The 18,771-nt window shown below is 55.1% G+C and carries 16 protein-coding genes and 1 pseudogene; 14 read left to right on the top strand and 3 right to left on the bottom strand.

Going from position 1 to position 18,771, the window contains the following annotated elements:
- Nucleotides 1-40 precede the first annotated feature (40 nt).
- A complete protein-coding gene (gene cobO, locus ACR0LH_RS10385) occupies nucleotides 41-640 on the top strand; it encodes a cob(I)yrinic acid a,c-diamide adenosyltransferase (RefSeq protein WP_480720865.1) in 600 nt (199 codons plus the stop codon).
- Between the two features lie 174 nt (nucleotides 641-814).
- On the opposite strand, the gene ACR0LH_RS10380 is transcribed toward cobO, so the two are convergent.
- Complete coding sequence (locus tag ACR0LH_RS10380) at nucleotides 815-1,681, bottom strand: branched-chain amino acid aminotransferase (RefSeq protein ID WP_480720863.1); 867 nt, start codon at nucleotides 1,679-1,681, stop codon at nucleotides 815-817.
- A gap of 159 nt (nucleotides 1,682-1,840) precedes the next feature.
- On the opposite strand from ACR0LH_RS10380, the gene ACR0LH_RS10375 reads away from it, so the two are divergent.
- The 12 genes from ACR0LH_RS10375 (at nucleotide 1,841) to ACR0LH_RS10320 (ending at nucleotide 11,692) form a co-directional block, all read left to right on the top strand.
- A complete protein-coding gene (locus ACR0LH_RS10375) occupies nucleotides 1,841-2,353 on the top strand; it encodes a MarR family transcriptional regulator (RefSeq protein ID WP_170387970.1) in 513 nt (170 codons plus the stop codon).
- On the top strand, nucleotides 2,350-3,051 hold the full coding sequence (locus tag ACR0LH_RS10370) for a response regulator (protein WP_170387972.1): 702 nt from the start codon (nucleotides 2,350-2,352) through the stop codon (nucleotides 3,049-3,051). The genes ACR0LH_RS10375 and ACR0LH_RS10370 overlap by 4 nt, the downstream gene beginning before the upstream one ends.
- Nucleotides 3,052-3,120: 69 nt before the next feature.
- Nucleotides 3,121-4,047 (top strand): histone deacetylase family protein, encoded by a 927-nt coding sequence (locus tag ACR0LH_RS10365; protein ID WP_480720862.1) that lies wholly within the window; start codon nucleotides 3,121-3,123, stop codon nucleotides 4,045-4,047.
- On the top strand, nucleotides 4,044-4,286 hold the full coding sequence (locus tag ACR0LH_RS10360; protein ID WP_170387976.1) for an exodeoxyribonuclease VII small subunit: 243 nt from the start codon (nucleotides 4,044-4,046) through the stop codon (nucleotides 4,284-4,286). Before ACR0LH_RS10365 ends, ACR0LH_RS10360 begins: the two co-directional genes overlap by 4 nt.
- A complete protein-coding gene (locus ACR0LH_RS10355) occupies nucleotides 4,287-5,153 on the top strand; it encodes a polyprenyl synthetase family protein (protein ID WP_480720860.1) in 867 nt (288 codons plus the stop codon).
- A gap of 16 nt (nucleotides 5,154-5,169) precedes the next feature.
- Nucleotides 5,170-7,098 carry a 1-deoxy-D-xylulose-5-phosphate synthase gene (gene dxs / locus ACR0LH_RS10350; protein WP_480720859.1) on the top strand — a complete coding sequence of 643 codons (1,929 nt, stop codon included), beginning with the start codon at nucleotides 5,170-5,172 and terminating at the stop codon, nucleotides 7,096-7,098.
- 205 nt (nucleotides 7,099-7,303) lie between these two features.
- Nucleotides 7,304-8,500: a tyrosine-type recombinase/integrase gene (locus tag ACR0LH_RS10345; protein ID WP_480720858.1), complete on the top strand. Its 1,197-nt coding sequence runs from the start codon at nucleotides 7,304-7,306 to the stop codon at nucleotides 8,498-8,500.
- Nucleotides 8,497-8,904: a hypothetical protein gene (locus tag ACR0LH_RS10340; RefSeq protein ID WP_480720856.1), complete on the top strand. Its 408-nt coding sequence runs from the start codon at nucleotides 8,497-8,499 to the stop codon at nucleotides 8,902-8,904. Before ACR0LH_RS10345 ends, ACR0LH_RS10340 begins: the two co-directional genes overlap by 4 nt.
- Nucleotides 8,905-8,976: 72 nt before the next feature.
- Nucleotides 8,977-9,183 (top strand): helix-turn-helix transcriptional regulator, encoded by a 207-nt coding sequence (locus tag ACR0LH_RS10335; RefSeq protein ID WP_480720855.1) that lies wholly within the window; start codon nucleotides 8,977-8,979, stop codon nucleotides 9,181-9,183.
- A gap of 3 nt (nucleotides 9,184-9,186) precedes the next feature.
- The gene (locus ACR0LH_RS10330) at nucleotides 9,187-10,827 is read left to right on the top strand and encodes a YfjI family protein (RefSeq protein ID WP_480720853.1); all 1,641 of its coding nucleotides are present in this window, start codon (nucleotides 9,187-9,189) and stop codon (nucleotides 10,825-10,827) included.
- Nucleotides 10,824-11,201 carry a hypothetical protein gene (locus ACR0LH_RS10325; protein WP_480720851.1) on the top strand — a complete coding sequence of 126 codons (378 nt, stop codon included), beginning with the start codon at nucleotides 10,824-10,826 and terminating at the stop codon, nucleotides 11,199-11,201. The genes ACR0LH_RS10330 and ACR0LH_RS10325 overlap by 4 nt, the downstream gene beginning before the upstream one ends.
- On the top strand, nucleotides 11,189-11,692 hold the full coding sequence (locus tag ACR0LH_RS10320; protein ID WP_480720849.1) for a hypothetical protein: 504 nt from the start codon (nucleotides 11,189-11,191) through the stop codon (nucleotides 11,690-11,692). Before ACR0LH_RS10325 ends, ACR0LH_RS10320 begins: the two co-directional genes overlap by 13 nt.
- Nucleotides 11,693-11,969: 277 nt before the next feature.
- Here ACR0LH_RS10320 and ACR0LH_RS10315 read toward each other — a convergent pair whose 3' ends face one another.
- Together ACR0LH_RS10315 and ACR0LH_RS10310 are read right to left on the bottom strand one after the other, a co-directional pair.
- On the bottom strand, nucleotides 11,970-12,740 hold the full coding sequence (locus tag ACR0LH_RS10315) for a GNAT family protein (protein WP_480720847.1): 771 nt from the start codon (nucleotides 12,738-12,740) through the stop codon (nucleotides 11,970-11,972).
- Between the two features lie 8 nt (nucleotides 12,741-12,748).
- Nucleotides 12,749-13,598: pseudogene (locus tag ACR0LH_RS10310) on the bottom strand (IS3 family transposase); the annotation flags it as partial.
- A 180-nt stretch (nucleotides 13,599-13,778) separates the two neighbouring features.
- Between ACR0LH_RS10310 and ACR0LH_RS10305 the strand changes: the two are divergent.
- Nucleotides 13,779-18,728, top strand: coding sequence for a glycosyltransferase (locus tag ACR0LH_RS10305; RefSeq protein WP_480720846.1), 4,950 nt, complete (start codon nucleotides 13,779-13,781; stop codon nucleotides 18,726-18,728).
- Nucleotides 18,729-18,771 lie beyond the last annotated feature (43 nt).

Here is an 18,771-nt window from a genome sequence, read left to right as displayed (position 1 = left end):
CTTCACCTAGTTTGGGTCCAAAATCAAAAAGGTTCCCAAGATGAGCGACGCAAAAGACCACAAGGAAAAGATGCAAAAGGTGCAGGCCCAGCACCGCAAAAAAGTATCCGAGGCCGTCGATCCCGAACGCGGGTTGGTGCTGATCAACACCGGCAAGGGCAAAGGCAAGTCGTCGGCGGCGTTGGGCGTGGTCATCCGCGCTCTGGGTTGGGGTCAGAAGGTTGCCGTGGTCCAGTTCATCAAGGGCAAGTGGAAAACCGGCGAGAGACGCTTCTTCGAGGAGCGGGATCTGGTGACCTGGCACACGATGGGAGAAGGCTTCACCTGGGACACCCAGGATCGCGAGCGCGACATCGCCGCCGCCAATGCCGCCTTTGACAAGGCGCGGGCGCTGATGGCCAGCGGCGACTACGATCTTGTGGTTCTGGACGAAATCAACATCGCCCTGCGCTATGAATACCTTTCGGTCGAGCAGGTGATTGATGGGCTGAACGGTCGGTCAGACAAAACCAGCGTGTTTCTAACAGGCCGGGACGCGCCGCAGGCGCTACGCGACTATGCCGATTTGGTGACGGAAATGACCGAGGAGAAACACCCGTTTCAAGCCGGAATCAAAGCTCAGCGCGGTGTGGATTTCTGAGGTTTAGACTCTATTTTACGCCCTGACCACCGGCCCGAGCCTATCATTCGGATCGGCTGGCGTTCTGCTACCGGGCAGTTGGCGGGCCGCCGGATTCTATCGCCAAGGCCTCCTCGTCCTAGCCATAGAAAAACCCCCGCAAAATGCGGGGGTTCTTCAATAGTCCAACTTTGATCAAGCGCGAACAAGCGCCTCATAGTCCTGCGCGATCTCGCGCGTGATATCGCCAACCTCAAAGGTGTAGTCGCCGATCTGACCCACCGGGGTAACCTCGGCTGCCGTGCCTGTCAGCCAGCATTGCTCAAAATCAGCCATTTCTTCAGGCATGATGTGGCGTTCGTGAACGGTGATGCCTTTGTCTTTCAGCATCTGGATCACGGTCTGACGCGTAATGCCGTTCAGGAAGCAATCGGCCAGCGGCGTGTGGACCTCGCCATCTTTGACAAAGAACACGTTGGCACCGGTCGCTTCGGCGACATAACCCCGGTAGTCCATGAACAAAGCATCCGAACAGCCCTTGGACTCGGCCTTATGCTTGGAGATGGTGCAGATCATGTACAGACCCGCAGCCTTGGCGTGAACCGGGATGGTTTCGGGGCTGGGGCGTTTCCATTCCGCAATGTCCAGCTTGGCGCCCTGCATCTTGGCGTCGCCGTAATAAGCGCCCCACGGCCAAACGGCGACAGCCATGCGCACCGGGTTCTTGGCCGATGCCACGCCCATGTCATCGCCCGACCCGCGCCAAACAAGCGCCCGGATATAGGCGTCCTGCAATCCGCTGGCCTTCAACGCCTCTTGCTTGGCGGCTTCGATCTGATCCACCGAATAGGGCATCGGGATGTCCAGCGCCTCGGCCGAAGCGATCAGACGCTCGGAATGCTCACGGCTTTTGAAAATCTTGCCGTTATAGGCACGCTCGCCCTCGAATACAGACGAAGCATAGTGCATTGCGTGCGTCAGAATGTGCACCTTGGCGTCGCGCCATGGCACCAGCTCACCATCCAACCAGATGACACCGTCACGATCGTCATACCCCGCCATGCGCAACCTCCTGATCCGGGCTTGATTTATGATTATTGCGCCAATTAAGTCCGAACCGGACATAATGTTGCGCAAAAACTGCGATTCGATACCCGCCCACTCTTGGAATGTCAATAACGCTGACATAAACTCGGTACCAAGTAACCAATGAGGCCAAATATGTCCGACACCCGTCCCGCCCAGGTCTTTGGCGGTGAAAGCCTGTTGTTTCTGACAGATGAGCAACTGCGGCAGGGTATCGAAGCGATGTTCTTCGCTTATCGCGGTTTCACGGCGGACCCGGACCGCATCCTGTCTGAACTGGCCTATGGCCGGGCGCACCATAGGGCAATCCACTTTATCAACCGAGCGCCGGGAACAACCGTGAACAACTTGCTGGCGATTCTGGGTGTCACCAAACAGTCCTTGAACCGCGTTCTACGCACCCTGATAGACGATGGTCTGGTGGAAAGTCGCGTTGGCACCGTGGACAAACGCGAAAGACACCTATTTCTGACAGACAAGGGAGAAGAGTTGGAGGCCATACTGTCCGAAGCCCAGCGCGTGCGGATGCGTGCCGCCTATAAGGACGCCGGCCCCGAGGCCGTCTCGGGTTTTCGCAAAGTGCTTGAAGCGATGATGGATGCTGATATGCGTCATGCCTATAAGAAACTGCGGGATACCACCTCATGAGCGACATGGACGCCCATCTGCTGATAGTTGACGACGACGAGCGCATCCGTGATCTGCTCAAGAAGTTTCTGATGCGGAACGGTTTTCTTGTCACCGCCGCGCGGGACGCAGCCCATGCCCGACGTGTATTGTCAGGTCTGGATTTCGACCTGATCGTTCTGGATGTCATGATGCCCGGCGAAGACGGTGTCAGCCTGACCAAGGCGCTGCGCGAGACACATGCAACCCCGATCCTGCTGCTGACGGCGCGCGGTGAAACCGAACACCGCATTGCGGGGCTTGAGGCCGGGGCCGACGATTATCTGGCCAAGCCGTTCGAGCCGAAGGAACTGTTGTTGCGCATCAACGCTATTCTGCGGCGGATGCCCGAAACACCTGCACAGGAAGCGGCAAGCAAGATTCTGATCCTTGGGCCGATCCGGTACGATGTGGAACGGGGCGAGATGTGGCAGGGCGAAGAACCCGTGCGTCTGACCGCAACCGAAAGCCAGTTGATGAAGATTTTCTCGGCCCAGCCCGGAGAACCCATCAGCCGCGCCAAACTGGTCGAGGATCTGGGCCGCGACAAAGGGCAGGCACAGGAACGCGCGGTGGATGTCCAGATCACCCGGCTGCGGCGCAAGATCGAACAGGACCCCAAGCAACCCCGTTATCTGCAGACGGTCCGCGGGGCGGGATATATGTTGGCCCCGGATTGATTATGCCGCTGCGCGGCGATTTTATGCCTTCGGCGAGGATATTTTTAGCCAGATGAAGATCGGATCCTGATGAAGACTGCTCTGTTGACTCACGCGGATTGCCTTGAGCATGTGACCCCGGACGGACACCCCGAACGGGTCGCGCGGCTTGAGCATATTCTTCATGCGCTGGAATCGCTGGATCTGGACCGAAGAACGGCTCCGCTTGCTGCGGATGATGATCTGCTGCGCATTCACCCCGAAAGCCATATTCGGAATATTCGCAGCAGTCGCCCGACGGAAGGGTACCGGCAGATTGACGGCGATACATTCATGTCGCCGGGATCGGTGGATGCAGCGTATCGCGCTGCGGGCGCTGTGGTTCGGGCGGTCGACCTGGTCTTGAGTGGTGACGCTCCGAATGCATTTTGCGCGATCCGTCCGCCGGGGCACCACGCCGAATCCGAGACGGCGATGGGGTTTTGTCTGTTCGGCAATGCGGCGCTGGCTGCCAAGCATGCGCTGGATCACCACGGGTTGAAACGCGTGGCCGTGGTGGATTTTGACGTACATCACGGAAACGGCACGCAGGATTTGTTGTGGGACGAGACCCGTGCCCTGGTCATAACCAGCCAGCAGATTCCGTTGTGGCCCGGCACGGGACGCCCGGATGAAACCGGCACCCACGATACGATCCTGAATATTCCGCTGCCGCCCCGATCCGGTGGGGCAGAGATGCGTACGGCTTATGAATCCCAAGCCTTCCCGCGGCTGCGTGCGTTCAAGCCCGAATTGATCATCATCTCGGCGGGTTTCGATGCGCATCAGGACGATCCGCTGGCGGAGCTTAACTGGTCGACCGGCGATTTCGCGTGGATCACGGCTGAGCTGTGCAAGATTGCCGGTGAAGTATGTGACGGTCGTATCGTCTCGACTCTGGAAGGCGGGTATGATCTGAACGCACTGGCCGAGGCCACACGCGCCCATGTGGAAGAATTGATGAAGGCAGCCCGATGACCGATACTCCTGTAGATCAGATGACATTTGAACAAGCGATGAAAGAGCTTGAGGCCGTCGTCGGCCAGCTTGAGCGTGGGGATGTGGCACTGGATCAGTCCATTGCCCTGTATGAACGCGGAGCGGCCTTGAAGAAGCGCTGCGAAGACGAGTTGAAGCGGGCCGAAGAAAAGGTGGCCGCGATCACGCTGGACGCGGATGGTCAGCCAACCGGGACGTCTCCTGTCGAAGGTCTGTAAATGTTTCAGGACATTCTGGCACGGGATGCCGCGCGGATTCAGAAGCAGTTCGATCTGGTTCTGGGCGCGTTGGATGATCTGGATGTGACCCGTGCGATGGCCTATGCCACCGAAGGCGGCAAGAGGCTGCGCGGGTTTCTGGTTCTGGAAAGCGCAAGGCTGCACGGTGTGGACCCGGCGCAGGCCATTTGGCCCGCAACGGGGATTGAGGCGCTGCACGCCTATTCGCTGGTTCACGATGATCTGCCATGCATGGATGACGATGACCTGCGCCGGGGCCGTCCGACGGTCCATGTGAAATGGGATCAGGGAACGGCGGTTTTGGCCGGGGATGCGTTGCAGACCCTCGCGTTTGAGATGTGCACCCGGCCCGAGGTCGGATCGGCCGAGATACGTGCGGAACTGGCGCTAACACTGGCCAAAGCAAGCGGTGCGCAAGGCATGGTGCTGGGTCAGGCGCTGGATATTGCTGCGGAAACCGCAAAATCGCCTTTGTCACTGGACCAGATTACGCGGCTTCAGGCTGGCAAGACCGGTGCATTGATCGAATGGTCAGCCTGCGCCGGTGCGCGTTTGGCTGGCGAGGATCCCGACCCCCTGCGCCGATACGCGCGGGATCTTGGGCTTGCTTTTCAGATCGCTGACGACATCTTGGATATTGAAGGGGACGCGGCGATCGCCGGAAAACGTCTTCAAAAGGATGCAGACGCAGGCAAGGCAACCTTTGTGTCGCTGCTGGGTCTGGACACCGCCAAGAGCCGGGCGGCCGAGCTGGTGGATCGGGCCTGCGACGCGCTTGAAGGTTATGGGGCACCTGCGGAAACCTTGAAGGACGCCGCGCGCTTCGTTATTGCCCGGGACAGCTAAGCCAGGAACGCGCCAAATGTCAGATCGCCCGAACACGCCCCTGCTGGACCTTGTGAGCCGCCCTGCGGATCTCAAGCAGTTCTCGGATGCGCAACTCTGTCAGGTTGCGGATGAGCTGCGGGCGGAAACGATCTCGGCCGTGTCGGTCACGGGCGGGCATCTGGGCGCAGGGCTGGGCGTGGTGGAGCTGACCACGGCGCTACATGCCGTGTTTGATACGCCGCGCGACAAGATCATCTGGGATGTCGGGCATCAGTGCTATCCCCACAAAATTCTGACCGAACGGCGCGACCGCATCCGTACCTTGCGCATGAAAGACGGGTTGAGCGGTTTCACCAAGCGCAGCGAAAGCCCGTATGACCCGTTTGGCGCGGCGCATAGCTCGACCTCGATCAGTGCCGCGCTTGGTTTTTCGGTTGCGCGCGATCTGGGCGGCGTCACGCCCGAAGGATTGGGCGACGCGATTGCCGTGATCGGTGACGGTTCAATGTCGGCGGGCATGGCGTTCGAGGCGATGAACAACGCAGGCCACCTCAAGAAACGCCTGATCGTGATCCTGAACGACAATGAGATGAGCATCGCCCCACCAGTTGGCGCGCTGTCCAGTTACCTGTCGCGGATTTATACCGAGGCTCCGTTTCACGATCTGAAAGCCGCTGCAAAAGGTGCTGTTTCTCTGCTGCCAGAGCCTTTCCGAGAGGGCGCGAAACGGGCCAAGGAAATGCTCAAGGGTATGGCGGTCGGCGGCACCTTGTTCGAGGAGCTGGGGTTTTCCTATATCGGCCCGCTTGACGGTCACGATATGGACCAGTTGCTGCCGGTTCTGCGCACGGTCAAGGCGCGGGCGACCGGTCCGATCTTGATCCATGTGCTGACCAAGAAGGGCAAGGGATATGCCCCTGCGGAACAGGCGCGCGACAAGGGCCATGCAACGGCCAAGTTTGATGTCGTGACGGGCAAGCAGAAGAAAGCGCCGTCAAACGCGCCCTCCTATACCTCGGTCTTTGGCAATACGCTGGTGGATGAGGCCGCGCGGGACGACAAGATCGTTGCCGTAACCGCCGCGATGCCGGATGGAACCGGCCTGAACCTGTTTGCCGAGCGCTACCCCTCGCGCTGCTTTGACGTTGCGATTGCAGAACAGCATGGCGTGACTTTCGCTGCGGCCCTAGCCGCAGGCGGGATGAAGCCGTTCTGCGCGATGTATTCGACCTTTTTGCAGCGCGGCTACGACCAGGTTGTGCACGACGTAGCCATCCAGCGCCTGCCGGTGCGGTTCGCGATTGACCGCGCGGGCCTTGTGGGTGCGGACGGAGCGACCCATGCGGGGTCGTTCGACATTGCCTACCTCGCCAATCTTCCCGGCATGACAGTCATGGCCGCCGCGGATGAGGCCGAACTGGTGCACATGGTTGCCACGGCAGCGGCCCATGATGACGGGCCAATCGCTTTCCGCTATCCGCGCGGTGAAGGGGTCGGGGTGGACCTGCCCGAACGCGGCGAGGTTCTGGAAATCGGCAAGGGGCGCGTGATCCAGAAAGGTGCGCGTGTGGCGCTGCTGTCCTTCGGCACCCGTTTGGCCGAAGTGCAAAAAGCGGCCGAGGCTCTGTCGGCCCGCGGGATCACGCCAACAATCGCGGACGCCCGGTTCGCCAAGCCGTTGGACCGCGACCTGATCCTGGACCTTGCGGCCAATCACGAGGCGCTGATAACCATCGAAGAGGGTGCGATTGGCGGTTTTGGCTCTCATGTGGCGCAATTGCTGGCGGACGAAGGCGTGTTCGATCACGGCTTGAAATATCGGTCGATGGTTCTGCCCGATATCTTCATTGATCAGGCAAGCCCAGCGGACATGTATGCCGTGGCGGGAATGAACGCGGAACAGATCGAAGCCAAGGTTCTTTCAGTGCTGGGCGTCGCGTCAATTGGTGAAAAGCGCGCCTGATCACGCAGCGTTCACTTGAATGTACTGAAGAAACTGGTGCCTCAAGAGGGCACATTTTCTTTATATCAGAGCACAACATATAGTATCAGCGGATTGCGTAAAAACATGTAAAACAATGCATTAGATATATTTCCTGATTGCATCCAGTCTCAATCAATGCCATCCAAGCGCAATATATATTGGGGGATAGATTGGGGGAAAGGATTTGCGCTCTGTTAACAAGTTAACGAATTTAAGTCTGAAACACCTGCCTGCTGGAAAACATGAGGATGGCGCGGGGTTGCGGTTGGTAAAGCAACCGGCGGGATCGGGTCAATGGGTGTTTCGCTTCACGGTACATGGACGCCGCCGTGAGATGGGGCTGGGGCCGTGGCCTGATATATCCCTGAAAGTTGCGCGTGAGATGGCGTCCGAGGCACGTCAGATGGCGCGACGGGGCGTTGACCCCATCGCCCAGCGTGAGGCCGAGAAGCGCGAAGCCGAACGCAATCTGCATCTTCTGGCAGATGTAGCGCGGGATGCATATCAAGCGCGTCAGGCGGAACTGAAGGGCGAAGGCAAGGCGGGCAGATGGTTCTCACCACTGGAAATTCATGTACTGCCGAAGCTGGGCAAACTGCCGGTGTCGCAGGTGGATCAGATTGCGGTGCGAGATGCGCTGGCCCCGATCTGGCACGAAAAGGCTGAAACCGCACGGAAAGCTGCGAACCGTCTCAACATCGTTCTGAAACATGCCGCCGCACTGGGCCTGACCGTTGATCTGCAAGCGGTAGACAAAGCGCGGCAGCTTCTGGGAAAGCAACGCCACGAAGCCAAGAGGATCGAGGCAGTGGCATGGCAGGAGGTGCCCGCCTTCTATGCAACACTTGGGGATGGTGTGAGCGAACTTGCCCTGCGCCTTCTGATCCTGACCGGCGTCAGGTCTGCCGCAATCCGCTTTGCGACCCCTGAGCAATTCGACCTCGATGCCGGTATCTGGACCATACCTGCGGTGAATATGAAGGGCCGCAAGGGCGCGACTGATGATTTCCGTGTGCCCCTTACCGATGAGGCCGTGAAGGTTGTGAGCGAAGCCCTGCGCCACGGTGGCGAGGTGTTGCTTCCAGGGTTTCGCGGCAAACCGATCAGCGACATGGCCATGAGCAAGTTTATGAAAGACCGAGGCATGACTGCGCGCCCGCATGGGTTCCGGTCATCACTCAGGACATGGGCCGAGGAAACCGGCCAGCCATTCGAAGTAGCAGAAACTGCGCTGGGCCATGTGATCGGCAACACTGTAGAGCGTGCTTATCAGCGTTCCGACCTGATCGAACGTCGCCGCCCGTTCATGGCCGCTTGGGCGGACCATGTCACCGGCAAAGGTGGAGCAGATGTTGTGCCCCTGAGTGGGTTGCGAAGATGAGCGAAGATCAGACACCGGAATGGTGGGTAGAGGTGGTCGACGTGCAAATTCGCTCGAAGGCTGATGCCAAGCGGATAATCAAACTGTGCCGCGAAGGCGAAAAGCAGGAGACTTGGAAGTCGCAATGGTCAACTTACCGCACATCAGAGGGACGCATACGTCTAACCGATTACGAACGCGCTTTGGATACACTGATGGGTGTGGCCAAGCCTGACCCGGGGCGAAAAGGCTTTCATGACTGGAACGAAATTGACCGACTGATTGATGAAGCCGCCGAAAATATGGGGTCGCGTGTAATTCGCGCAGAAGTCCGTCGCCGCGTCGCTGCGCAATATCCAATCAGCGAAACTTCAAGCGCGCTGCGGAAGCGCGTGTCAGATCGCATGAGATTAACCGGCCGATAATTCAAGCGGCCAGACAGGCTGGTGCGGCCTGAGACAATGTAGCCCCATGATTTCAGCTTTCATGAGGTGACAATGACTGACCAATATTTGACCGATGCCGAAGTGGCAAAGCTTCTGGGCTTGTCCAAAGCAACAATCTGGCGGCATGCAAAGGCCGGATTGCTGCCAAAGCCCGTAAAGTTGGGCCATGCTTCGCGATGGCCTGAGAGTGACATTCAGGCCGTCATGGATCGCCTCAAAGCCGATCGCGATGGCGCAGGCACCGGGGAGGCGGCTTGACCCATGACCTGCAAATACGACGCCCCGCGCGCTGGGCATAGCGCGGCGGGGCATGAAACATCCGGTCAGGACGATTGGCTTGACCATAGCTTTCAATTCGACTTTGCGCAAAGCGACCAATGCAACATGGCCGATCTGGATGCGCGTATCGGGCCGATTGATAACTATGAACATCTTACCGCGCCTATATTAGCGGCCAGCGAGTTATCCGAAGGCCCGCAACCCCTGATACGTAAAGCCGCTGACGCAACACCCTATCCGGTTGATGCACTGGGACCGTTAAGAGGCGCTACAGAAGCCATTGCAACGGTAACAGAGGCACCGGCTGCCATGTGCGCAGCAAGCGTTCTGGCGGCGTCTGCGCTGGCCGTGCAAGGGCTGCGTGATGTGGAATCATTGGGAGGGCCGCGCCCGGTCTCGCTGTTTCTGCTGACCGTAGCCGAAAGCGGGGAACGCAAAAGCACTGCTGACAAGCTGGCAATGCAAGGTGTGCGCAATTTCGAGGGCAACTTGCGCCCGAGCTATGACGAAGCATTGGTAAACCATCACCGGGAACATGCAATCTGGGAAAAGCGCAAGGCGGCGATCCTTCGCGGTGCCGACGAAAATCCGGCCGCAACCCGTGCCGACTTGCACGACCTTGGCCCCGAACCTGAGCCGCCCCTGCGCCCATCAATCGTGACCGGATCGGCAACGGTAGAGGGGATCGTGAAACATCTGCCTGATTTGCGCGCCTCACTGGGGATCATGACCGATGAAGGCGGCTTGATGCTGGGCGGTCACGGCATGAAGTCTGAAAACAGATTGAACACCCTCGCCACCTTCACGGCCATGTGGGACGGATCGACACTAGACCGATGGCGGGCGGGTGATGGCATTGCCAGCCATGTTGGACGTCGGTTTTCATCGCACCTGATGATCCAGCCCAGCGCGGCAGAGGAATTCCTGGGCGATCCACTGGCAAACGGTCAGGGGCTTCTTGCAAGGTTTCTGACCAGCCGTCCCGTCAGTCAAATTGGGCACCGCCTGAGACTGACGCAGGACGCCGATGCAATGGCAGAGGTGGACCGCTTCGCGAACCGGATCGAAGAGCTTATGTCGCGCCCTATGGCGCTGGCTGAGGGGCACAGGAATGAGCTGGCCCCGCCGGTGCTGACACTGGCGGAAGATGCAAGGGCGGTGCTGACTGAATTCTCCCGCCAAATGGAACGGGCCCAAGCGCAGGGTGAAGTGTTTGAAGATGTGCGCGCTTTTGCCAGCAAAACGGCGGAACATGCCGCGCGGCTGGCGGCGGTGATGGCGCTTTTTGCCGACCCTGAAGCCGCGATCGTGACCGGCGAAACAATGGCAGATGCTGTGGCGCTGGCGCGTTTTTATGCCGATGAAGCTACACGTCTGCAAAACGCCTCAGTTATCCCGGCGCATGTACAGGACGCCGAGCGAATGCGGAAATGGCTTCTCGGATCGTGGAGTGAGGATTTTATATCGCCACCGGTCGCAATCCGACTTGGCCCATTCAAACTGACGGAGCGGGCCAAAAAGGCGCTGAAGCTACTGGAAGCCCACGGTTGGCTTGTCCAGGCAAATGGCGCGACTGTGGACGGCAAGCAACGCCGCGAGGCATGGCGGGTTTTGAGATCATGAAGCGGTTTGAGTTTGACCCCAATGAGACCCTTCGGCGTGTCCGGGCCGAGAATGCGGGCCGTAAACGTAAAAGCGCAGGTGAGGCACCACCCCTTCCGTTTCATCCGTTTTCTCCGTTTCCAGTAGAGACAGAGGGAGCGGAAACCGGAAGAAACGGAAAAAACGGAACACCTGCGGATCAGTCTGAAAATATCACCGATGCTGTGGAGCAATTCGAAGAGCGCGCTGCGATCCGCGAATATGACGGAGGCCAGAACCGATCCGAAGCCGATGCGGCAGCATTGATCGAAGCCGTCCGCGCCGCCGGTATCGAAGTGACCTATCGGCGGACTACCATAGCCGCCAGACGTGAGGTAAAGACATGGGAAAGGTAGCCGGAACGGCAAAGCGTGGGATCGAGATCAATCGCACCGGGAAAAACGAGATGAGCGTCAAGGTGCCCGATCCTCAGGTGCTACTTGATCTTTTTGGCACCTGCAATAAAACGCTCGCCAAAATGCTTCTGGTGCAGTCCCTTGGGGCTTGCGGTGGCAAAGATGATACGCCTACCGATCAGGCTCGCGACTTTATGTTGGCGATGATCTGGGACATGGCCCCGCGTGATGCGGTAGAGCGGATGCTGGCAGTGCAGATGGCCGCGACGCATGCTAGTCTCATGAGCATATCCAACAAGCTGAACAGTGTGGACAGTCTGCACCAGCACGAAATCTACGAGAGATCATTCAACCGGCTTGCCCGGACCTTCACGGCTCAGGCTGAAGCCCTGCGAAAGCATCGCAACGGTGGGCAGTCAAAAGTGATCGTGGAACATGTGATTGTTAATGAAGGCGGTCAGGCGATTGTGGGTCAAGTGCGAAAAAGCTGACATTCAGGCAAAGCACAGCGAAATTCGGATTCGAGCCCAATGGAGATATAGGTGACCGACGCAGCATTTGTCGCCAAGGGCAGAGAGCGGTCATTCGCTACGCACGCAAGTGGATCGCTTGCCTTTTTGGCCAGCGTTAGCCCAAAAAACCTGGAGGAAAGCACAAAGCGTTGATTGGTTTTCTGTTTTCGGTTGATGCGTTGCAAAATTCGGCATGGATTTAGGCTGCGGAAGGCCCCCGGAAGCAAGTCACAAACCTGCGGTAGCCAATTTGTCATCAGCGCCCAGTAATGTAAGCGTTGGTAGGGATACACCACGAGCGTTTGTACTCTGCACTCATGCGGCCGCGGCAGTATCGAAACGCAATTTTTTTGTCATAGGCATCTGCTTCGTGTTTGGAAATATTTTGAAACGCCATGACGTTGCCAGCTGCATGGCTATAAAACTCCGGATCGACAGGCGTATTTATTGCATTAACGAACAGCGCATCCTTTGTCTGGACACGGAATAGCAGAGTAAGAGCGATAGGTTTATCGTTCATAAGCAACACATCGCCCGTTAGTAATTCCTGCCATCGCGCCAACGTTTCATTCAACAGAGGATCGCCTAAAGGCGCCTTCCCACGGCGTAACAAGAACAGACGGCGATATTCAGCCGCGAGCTCCTTAACGGTCAAATCTGTGACAGGTATGAAACGCCCACCTGACTCCAGAATATTCCGCGTTTCCCGTACTCTCTTTTTTTTGAACTTGGTGGATACTCTTTGATCGCCGAAATATATCCCTTTTGCCATGCCTAATTCGAACCTTCGATCAATGACGGCGTTGGTGGCCTTTTGTGCCGTAAGCTCAGATATGAAAAGACCCTTTCCAGGAATTTCGACGCGCACATCTCGACCCAGCGGCAAAACCACTTCTGACTGTCCGATGTCCAGGATATGTCGCTTGCCCAATAGTTTTAAGGCCCTACCGTTTGACATAACAAACTTGCTTGAAAGCGGCACAGCTCCGACGATTTCATCATCGCGAAAATAGCCGAAATACGACATTGGCAAGCCGCAACGAACTCGGGGCCATTGTCGCTGCGCACAAATGCCGGCGGCCCTCTCAGGATGAAGAGATCGGTGAGAGCGTCGATCACGTCAGTCGAGTTTAGCTTCCGCTTCACTGTGATTGACAGGCATTCCCGGCTGAACTCATCGAGGATGTTCAAGGTACGGAACGCCTTGCCGTCGTCAGTGCGGCAATGCACGAAGTCGTAGCTCCAGACATGGTTGCGGTGCCAGGCCTCAGGCGGATGCATGATCCGTCGTTCAGCCAGAGACGGCTCTTCTTTGGTTGCTTGCGTGGCACCTTCAGCCCCTCCCGCTTCCATAGCCGCTCAACACGGCCGACGCTGACCTGCCAGCCCGCATCTCTCAGCAGAACGGCGACGCGGCGGTAACCGTAGCTGCCGTATTGCCGGGCCAGTTCAACCATGTCCGCGACAAGCCGGTCTTCGTTTTCCCGGCCTCGGGGAGAGTACCTTTGCGTCGATCGATGCTGCCCCAGCACCCGGCAGATCCTGCGTTCTGAAACCTTCATCCTACTTCGGATCAGGTCGATGCAGGCACGCCGGCGGGCGGGGCTTAGAAGTTTCCCCGGGCTGCTTCCTTAAGGATTAGCTTGTCCAGGGTCAGATCCGACACGGCTTTCCGAAGCCGTTCATTCTCTTTCTGGAGCCGTTTGAGTTCCTTAAGTTGGTCGGTTCCCATACCGCCGTACTGCTTGCGCCATCGGTAATAGGTCTGATCGGTAATGCGCACTTCGCGGATCGCATCCGCGCGCTGCATACCCTGGCCGACAAGCACATCAACCTGCCGTAACTTCTGAACTATCTCCTCGGGCTTGTGCCGCTTGCTTGCCATTCTCTGTCCTCCGTTCACTATACATAACGGTGGACCTAGTCAGATGAGGCATTCCAGTGTTTCAGACGCAAATATTTGCATTTTTTGATCGCTTATACATCCTGAAAGCATTGCAAAGGCTTCCTGCTAACTGCACTCTTTCAGCCGAAAACACTCGCTTTGGAAAGACCGGAAGACAGAATGAAGAATCCCGACGTCGATAATTCAGAATTATCAAGCAAGACACTGTTCCTGCATATTGGTTTGCCGAAAACTGGTACGACTGCAATTCAAAGCCACCTTGCGGAGAATGCAGAATGGTTGAGTGCTAATGGCGTGTTCTATCCTAATCCTTTATGCAGCGTCGGCCATCACACCGAAGCCCTTCTCATTCTTCGTCGACGTCACCCCGATGCGGTATTTAACTGGCATCGCCAATGCACTGAAGCGGCAGACGATTTCGTTGGCGATGCAAAGACACTAGCGACGAAAATAGTCCAGGCGTCCGTAGATGATCGCGGCGTGGGTAAAGATATCGTGCTTAGCTCAGAGGGGATTTTTGAAAGCTTCAAGTCTGAAGAGGATATACAGCTGTTTCGTGACCTTTTTCCTGACCACCGTATAAAGGTCGTTCTTTACCTTCGGCGAATTGACAAAATGGTAGTGTCGGCGTTGCTGGAGCATACCAAGGTGATCGAACCTATAAGTGAAGATGCAAAGCGGCGAGTGTGCGAATTTCGAGTTTCTGAGCAATTGCGGCTTCTCAATTCTTTAGCCTGTTGGGAAAAAGTGCTGGGTCAGGGAACTATCATAATCCGACCCTTCGAATCCGAACAATTGAAAGAAGGTGATGCCGTAATAGACTTTTTAAACGTTGTCGCGCCGAACGCGAGCCTATTGGATGTCAAAGCGCCGTCAGCGAATACGTCAATATCTGTTGAGGCGACCTACTTTTTGGCTGCAGCCGTTTCATTCCCTGCGTGGCAACGATCGCGGCTGGAATCGCTTGTGGGTGCTGCAGTGCTAGACTCCAAGAAGTCGCATACATACAGGACAAAAAAATATTCTTTGTTCTCGCCGCGCGAGAGTTCAGAGCTCCTAGATAGGCTTGAAAAAACCTACAAGCGAATTGCACGAGAATACTTGCTAAGGTCAGACGAACAGCTGTTCCTTGCGTCCAAACCAGATCCAGAACAGGAATGGGCACCATTTGAAGATTTGACTGTCGATGTCGCGATGCCGATCTGTGAGCAAGTATTTTCCTACTGTGAAGACCGTATAGACAAACACTTTCCTCCTTCCTCAAAGGACATGGTCGCTAATTCGGGATCGCCAATTAGGCGAAGAAAGAAAACAGCCCATCATCTATCAAAACTTGAGATATTCGAACGCTTCTTTCCTAAGGTTTCAATAATAACGGTAGTTTACAATAATGCGTCATCCATAGAGAGATGTATTGAGTCGGTTCTAAATCAGACCTATCCAAACATAGAGTATATTGTCATTGATGGCGGATCTGACGACGGAACGCTCGATGTAATTCGACAGTGGTCGGATGGTATCGATACGTTGGTATCAGAGCCAGACGCTGGAATATTTGACGCTATGAATAAAGGCTTGGCTTTCGCAACCGGTGAAATCATAGCGTTCCTAAATTCAGACGATTACTACCTGCGCGACGCAGTCTACCTGTCGGTTCGTAATTTGCTCAAAAGCGGAGCAGACTTGTCTTACGCGGGAATGCATTTTGCGAATGAAGCGAACCATGTTGTGCTCGCTGATGAATGTCGCGCTTGGAACCCGTCTCTGCTCATTCAGGGCATTCCGGGCGGTCATGAAACAATTTTTGCTCGCCGAAAATGCTATGATTCCGTGGGGAATTTTGATTTAAGCTTTAGCCTTGCGGCGGACTATCATTGGGTAACGCGCGTCTATAGGGCAGGGCTCATCGCAGCGCCGTTGACCAGAGCGATTTTGGTCATGGCGACTGGAGGTGCGTCATTTAACAAGCAGAGGGAAGTTTTTGAGAATTTCCGAATTCTTCGCGAAGTGTTCGGCGACATAGACGACACATTTGCAAATAATCTGTATGAATTGAAGTACTACAATTCATGGAAAGGTCCCAAGTTACCGGATCAAGAGATGTTATCTCTGCTTCCTGTAGCTAAGTCCTATTCTGATCAACTTTTTGAAGCTTTGTGGTTAACGATCGAGCAGCGAAAAGCCCCGCTTATTGGGAAGACTCAATCAGATGATGCCTGTCCAGCGGGTAAGCTCAAAATCGCGATTGCGCTTACTTACTTGAATGGGGTCGCAGGTGGTGCTGAGCGTATTGCAATTGAAACTGCTAATGAGTTGTACAGCCGCGGGCATGCAGTAACGGTCGTTTCATGCTTCGACAGAGCTGGGGAGCCGTATTACCATCTGGATCCGCAAATTCCCCATATAAACATCGGTGTTTCGCCGTATAGGGATCAATATGAGCGCGCGGCGCCTAAATTTGATTTGGAATTCAAAGACATAGATGGTCGGGTATTTGAGGGTCTTGAGTATACGCCCACAGAGGAAGATTTCAACAAGTGGAAGCAATCGGGGCACTTGTGGCGATGTAGAGTGTACAAAGGATTTTTTGGTGAGAACCAATTTGACGTTGTTATCTCGCACATGCCTTCGACATTCCCTTACGTCCTGCTCGGCCGGAAAAATGATGACAGCACTCTACACATAGCTGCTTTGCATAGTGCGCCGAGCTATAAGTTTTTTTCGCAGTTTTATCCCGCCGATGGGCCCATAGATCGCTACATGAGACTGGTGTCGCTTGAACAGGCGGATAAGGTTAGTGTAATCTTCGACGAATTTGTTCCGCAAATGCCCGAAGATTTCCGCAGCAAGTGTTTTGTGCTGCCTAATTTTACCACTTATTCAGAAAAATCGCATCGGGTAGACGCACAACCAGGTAAAGTCATTCTGTCCGTCGGACGACTAACGCGTGAGAAAGGTTTTGAGTACCTTATTCGTGCATACGCGCATTTGCGGGGGCAGTTTCCAGATTGGACACTTCAGATTTATGGGGACGGTCCGCTTGAAGAGGAGCTCCGAGAGTTGTGCTTAAGTCTAAATCTTCCTGAGGATAAGATCCTACGTGGAACGCGCAGCAATATTGAAGAAGTTTATCGATCTGCGCGCATTTTTGCGATTCCCTCGGTTTTTGAGGGATTTGGTCTCGCGGTTGTTGAGGCCATGGCTCACGGTTTGCCCGTCGTCGGCTTCGACGACTGTGAAGGTGTCAAGTATCTCGTGAAGAACAACGTAAATGGATTTCTAGTAGAGCGTAGTGAAGATGCAATGGCTTCCGCCATAGCACGACTTGTGCAAGATCGTGAACTTTGCAGGGAGCTGGGGGAAAGTGGACGATCCTCCGCCTCAGAATTTAACCGTGACCATAGCGTAGACATACTCGAAAGAGAATTAGGCCACGTTAAAAGAACGATTAATACTGAACATCAACGCTCCGTAAATCCCACACGAGCGGCTAGACCTTTGAAGGTAGGTATGTTCAGCACCTACCTGACAGGCGGAGCGGGAATTGCATGCTTGCGACTGCATAAAGGTCTCAAAAGCCGTGGCCACGAGAGCCGTACATTCAGCTATCAGCCCAACGTAACAGGAGATCATTTCCAACTTCAAACACTGCCTGCGGAAAGTGTTCTTTTTGACGCCCTGTCTCCAATCGTCAGTGAAAACAACCGGCATAAAGGAAGTACCCGTTTTTCGGCGAGCTATCCGAGTTTGTTGCCTGAGCAGTTAGAGTTTGCAGATTCATTCGATGTTATCAACGTTCATTGGGTGGCGGAAATGCTATCGGCTGAAGCAGTGAGTTTCCTCGCTAATTTGGGAAAGCCACTGGTTTGGACGCTACACGATATGCTGCCTTTCACTGGTGGGTGCCATTATTCAAACGGTTGTGAAGGATACAAAGAAAGCTGCACAGACTGTCCGCAACTTATCTCCCATTTTGATGATTACCCAGCTCAAGTCTTAAAGTCCAAGCTAACCTGCTGGACAGATGACATTGTTGTAGTCTCTCCGAGCCGCTGGTTGGCCGAGTGTGCTCGTAACAGTAAAGTGTTTCGCAATAATAGGATCGAAGTAATTCCAAATAGTGTCGACACCAACGTTTTCCGTCCCATGGGAAAAACAGCGTCGAGGAGGCGGTTAGGTTTACCGTGCGACTGCAGCATTTTGCTGTTTACGAGCTATGACAATAATGAAAGGCGAAAAGGATTTATTGAACTTTTGGAAATGACAAAACACCTCAATGAGGTAGGGCAAGAGTTCCATATTCTCACTTTTGGACATGAGGCATCTGAATTGCGCGAGATTGGCCTGCCATACACTTGCTTAGGGTATTCCGACGATATTGAGCAGTTGGTCGCCGGATACTGTGCTGCAGATGTTACCATACTGCCAACTTTGGAGGACAATCTGCCCAATACTATTTTGGAGTCTGTCGCTTGTGGAACTCCTGTTGTCGCCTTTGATTCTGGGGGGGTCGGCGATGCCGTGATTAACGACGTGACGGGTTTCATTGTAGAGCGGGGAGATACTAAGGCGCTTGCAAAAATGGTAGTTACAGCTCTTGGCGTGGATTTTAGAGATCGGTGTCGCAGGTTTGCATTGGAGCACTTCTCGCTTGATGTCCAGGCAATGCGGTACGAGCGTCTTTTTGAAGAATTACTGTCGAAGGAACCAAGAAAGCGTAGGAAACGTAAGACAGAGGCGCTTCCAGAAATTTCTGCCAGGCACTCCGCATTTTTGAAGACTGCTCTTCAGAACTCGACCGAGCGATATAGGGGTTTGAACAGACGAGCAAATGAATCAATTTCTTGGCGTGGCGGCAGAATAGAAAAATTGGAGAAGGATGTCGCACGGCTCAGGGAGCGTTATGATGACCTGTCGAAACGTGCGCATGCTTCGATATCTTGGCGCGGTGGCAGAATAGAAGAACTTGAGAAGGAAGTAGAACTTTTACACTCTAAAGAAAACGACTCGCATGTTTTAGCGCGTAAAGTTTCAAAATTTCCGTTCAGACTGTACTTCATGAACAGAAAAAAGTATCGCAAAATAATAAAACGTCTGCGGCTATGGTGATATGGTAATCCCTCCGAAATTTAGGGGTCTGTGGAAGTAGAAT

Source organism: Ruegeria sp. CL6, assembly GCF_056536465.1.
This window is presented reverse-complemented; position numbering and strand designations above follow the sequence as displayed.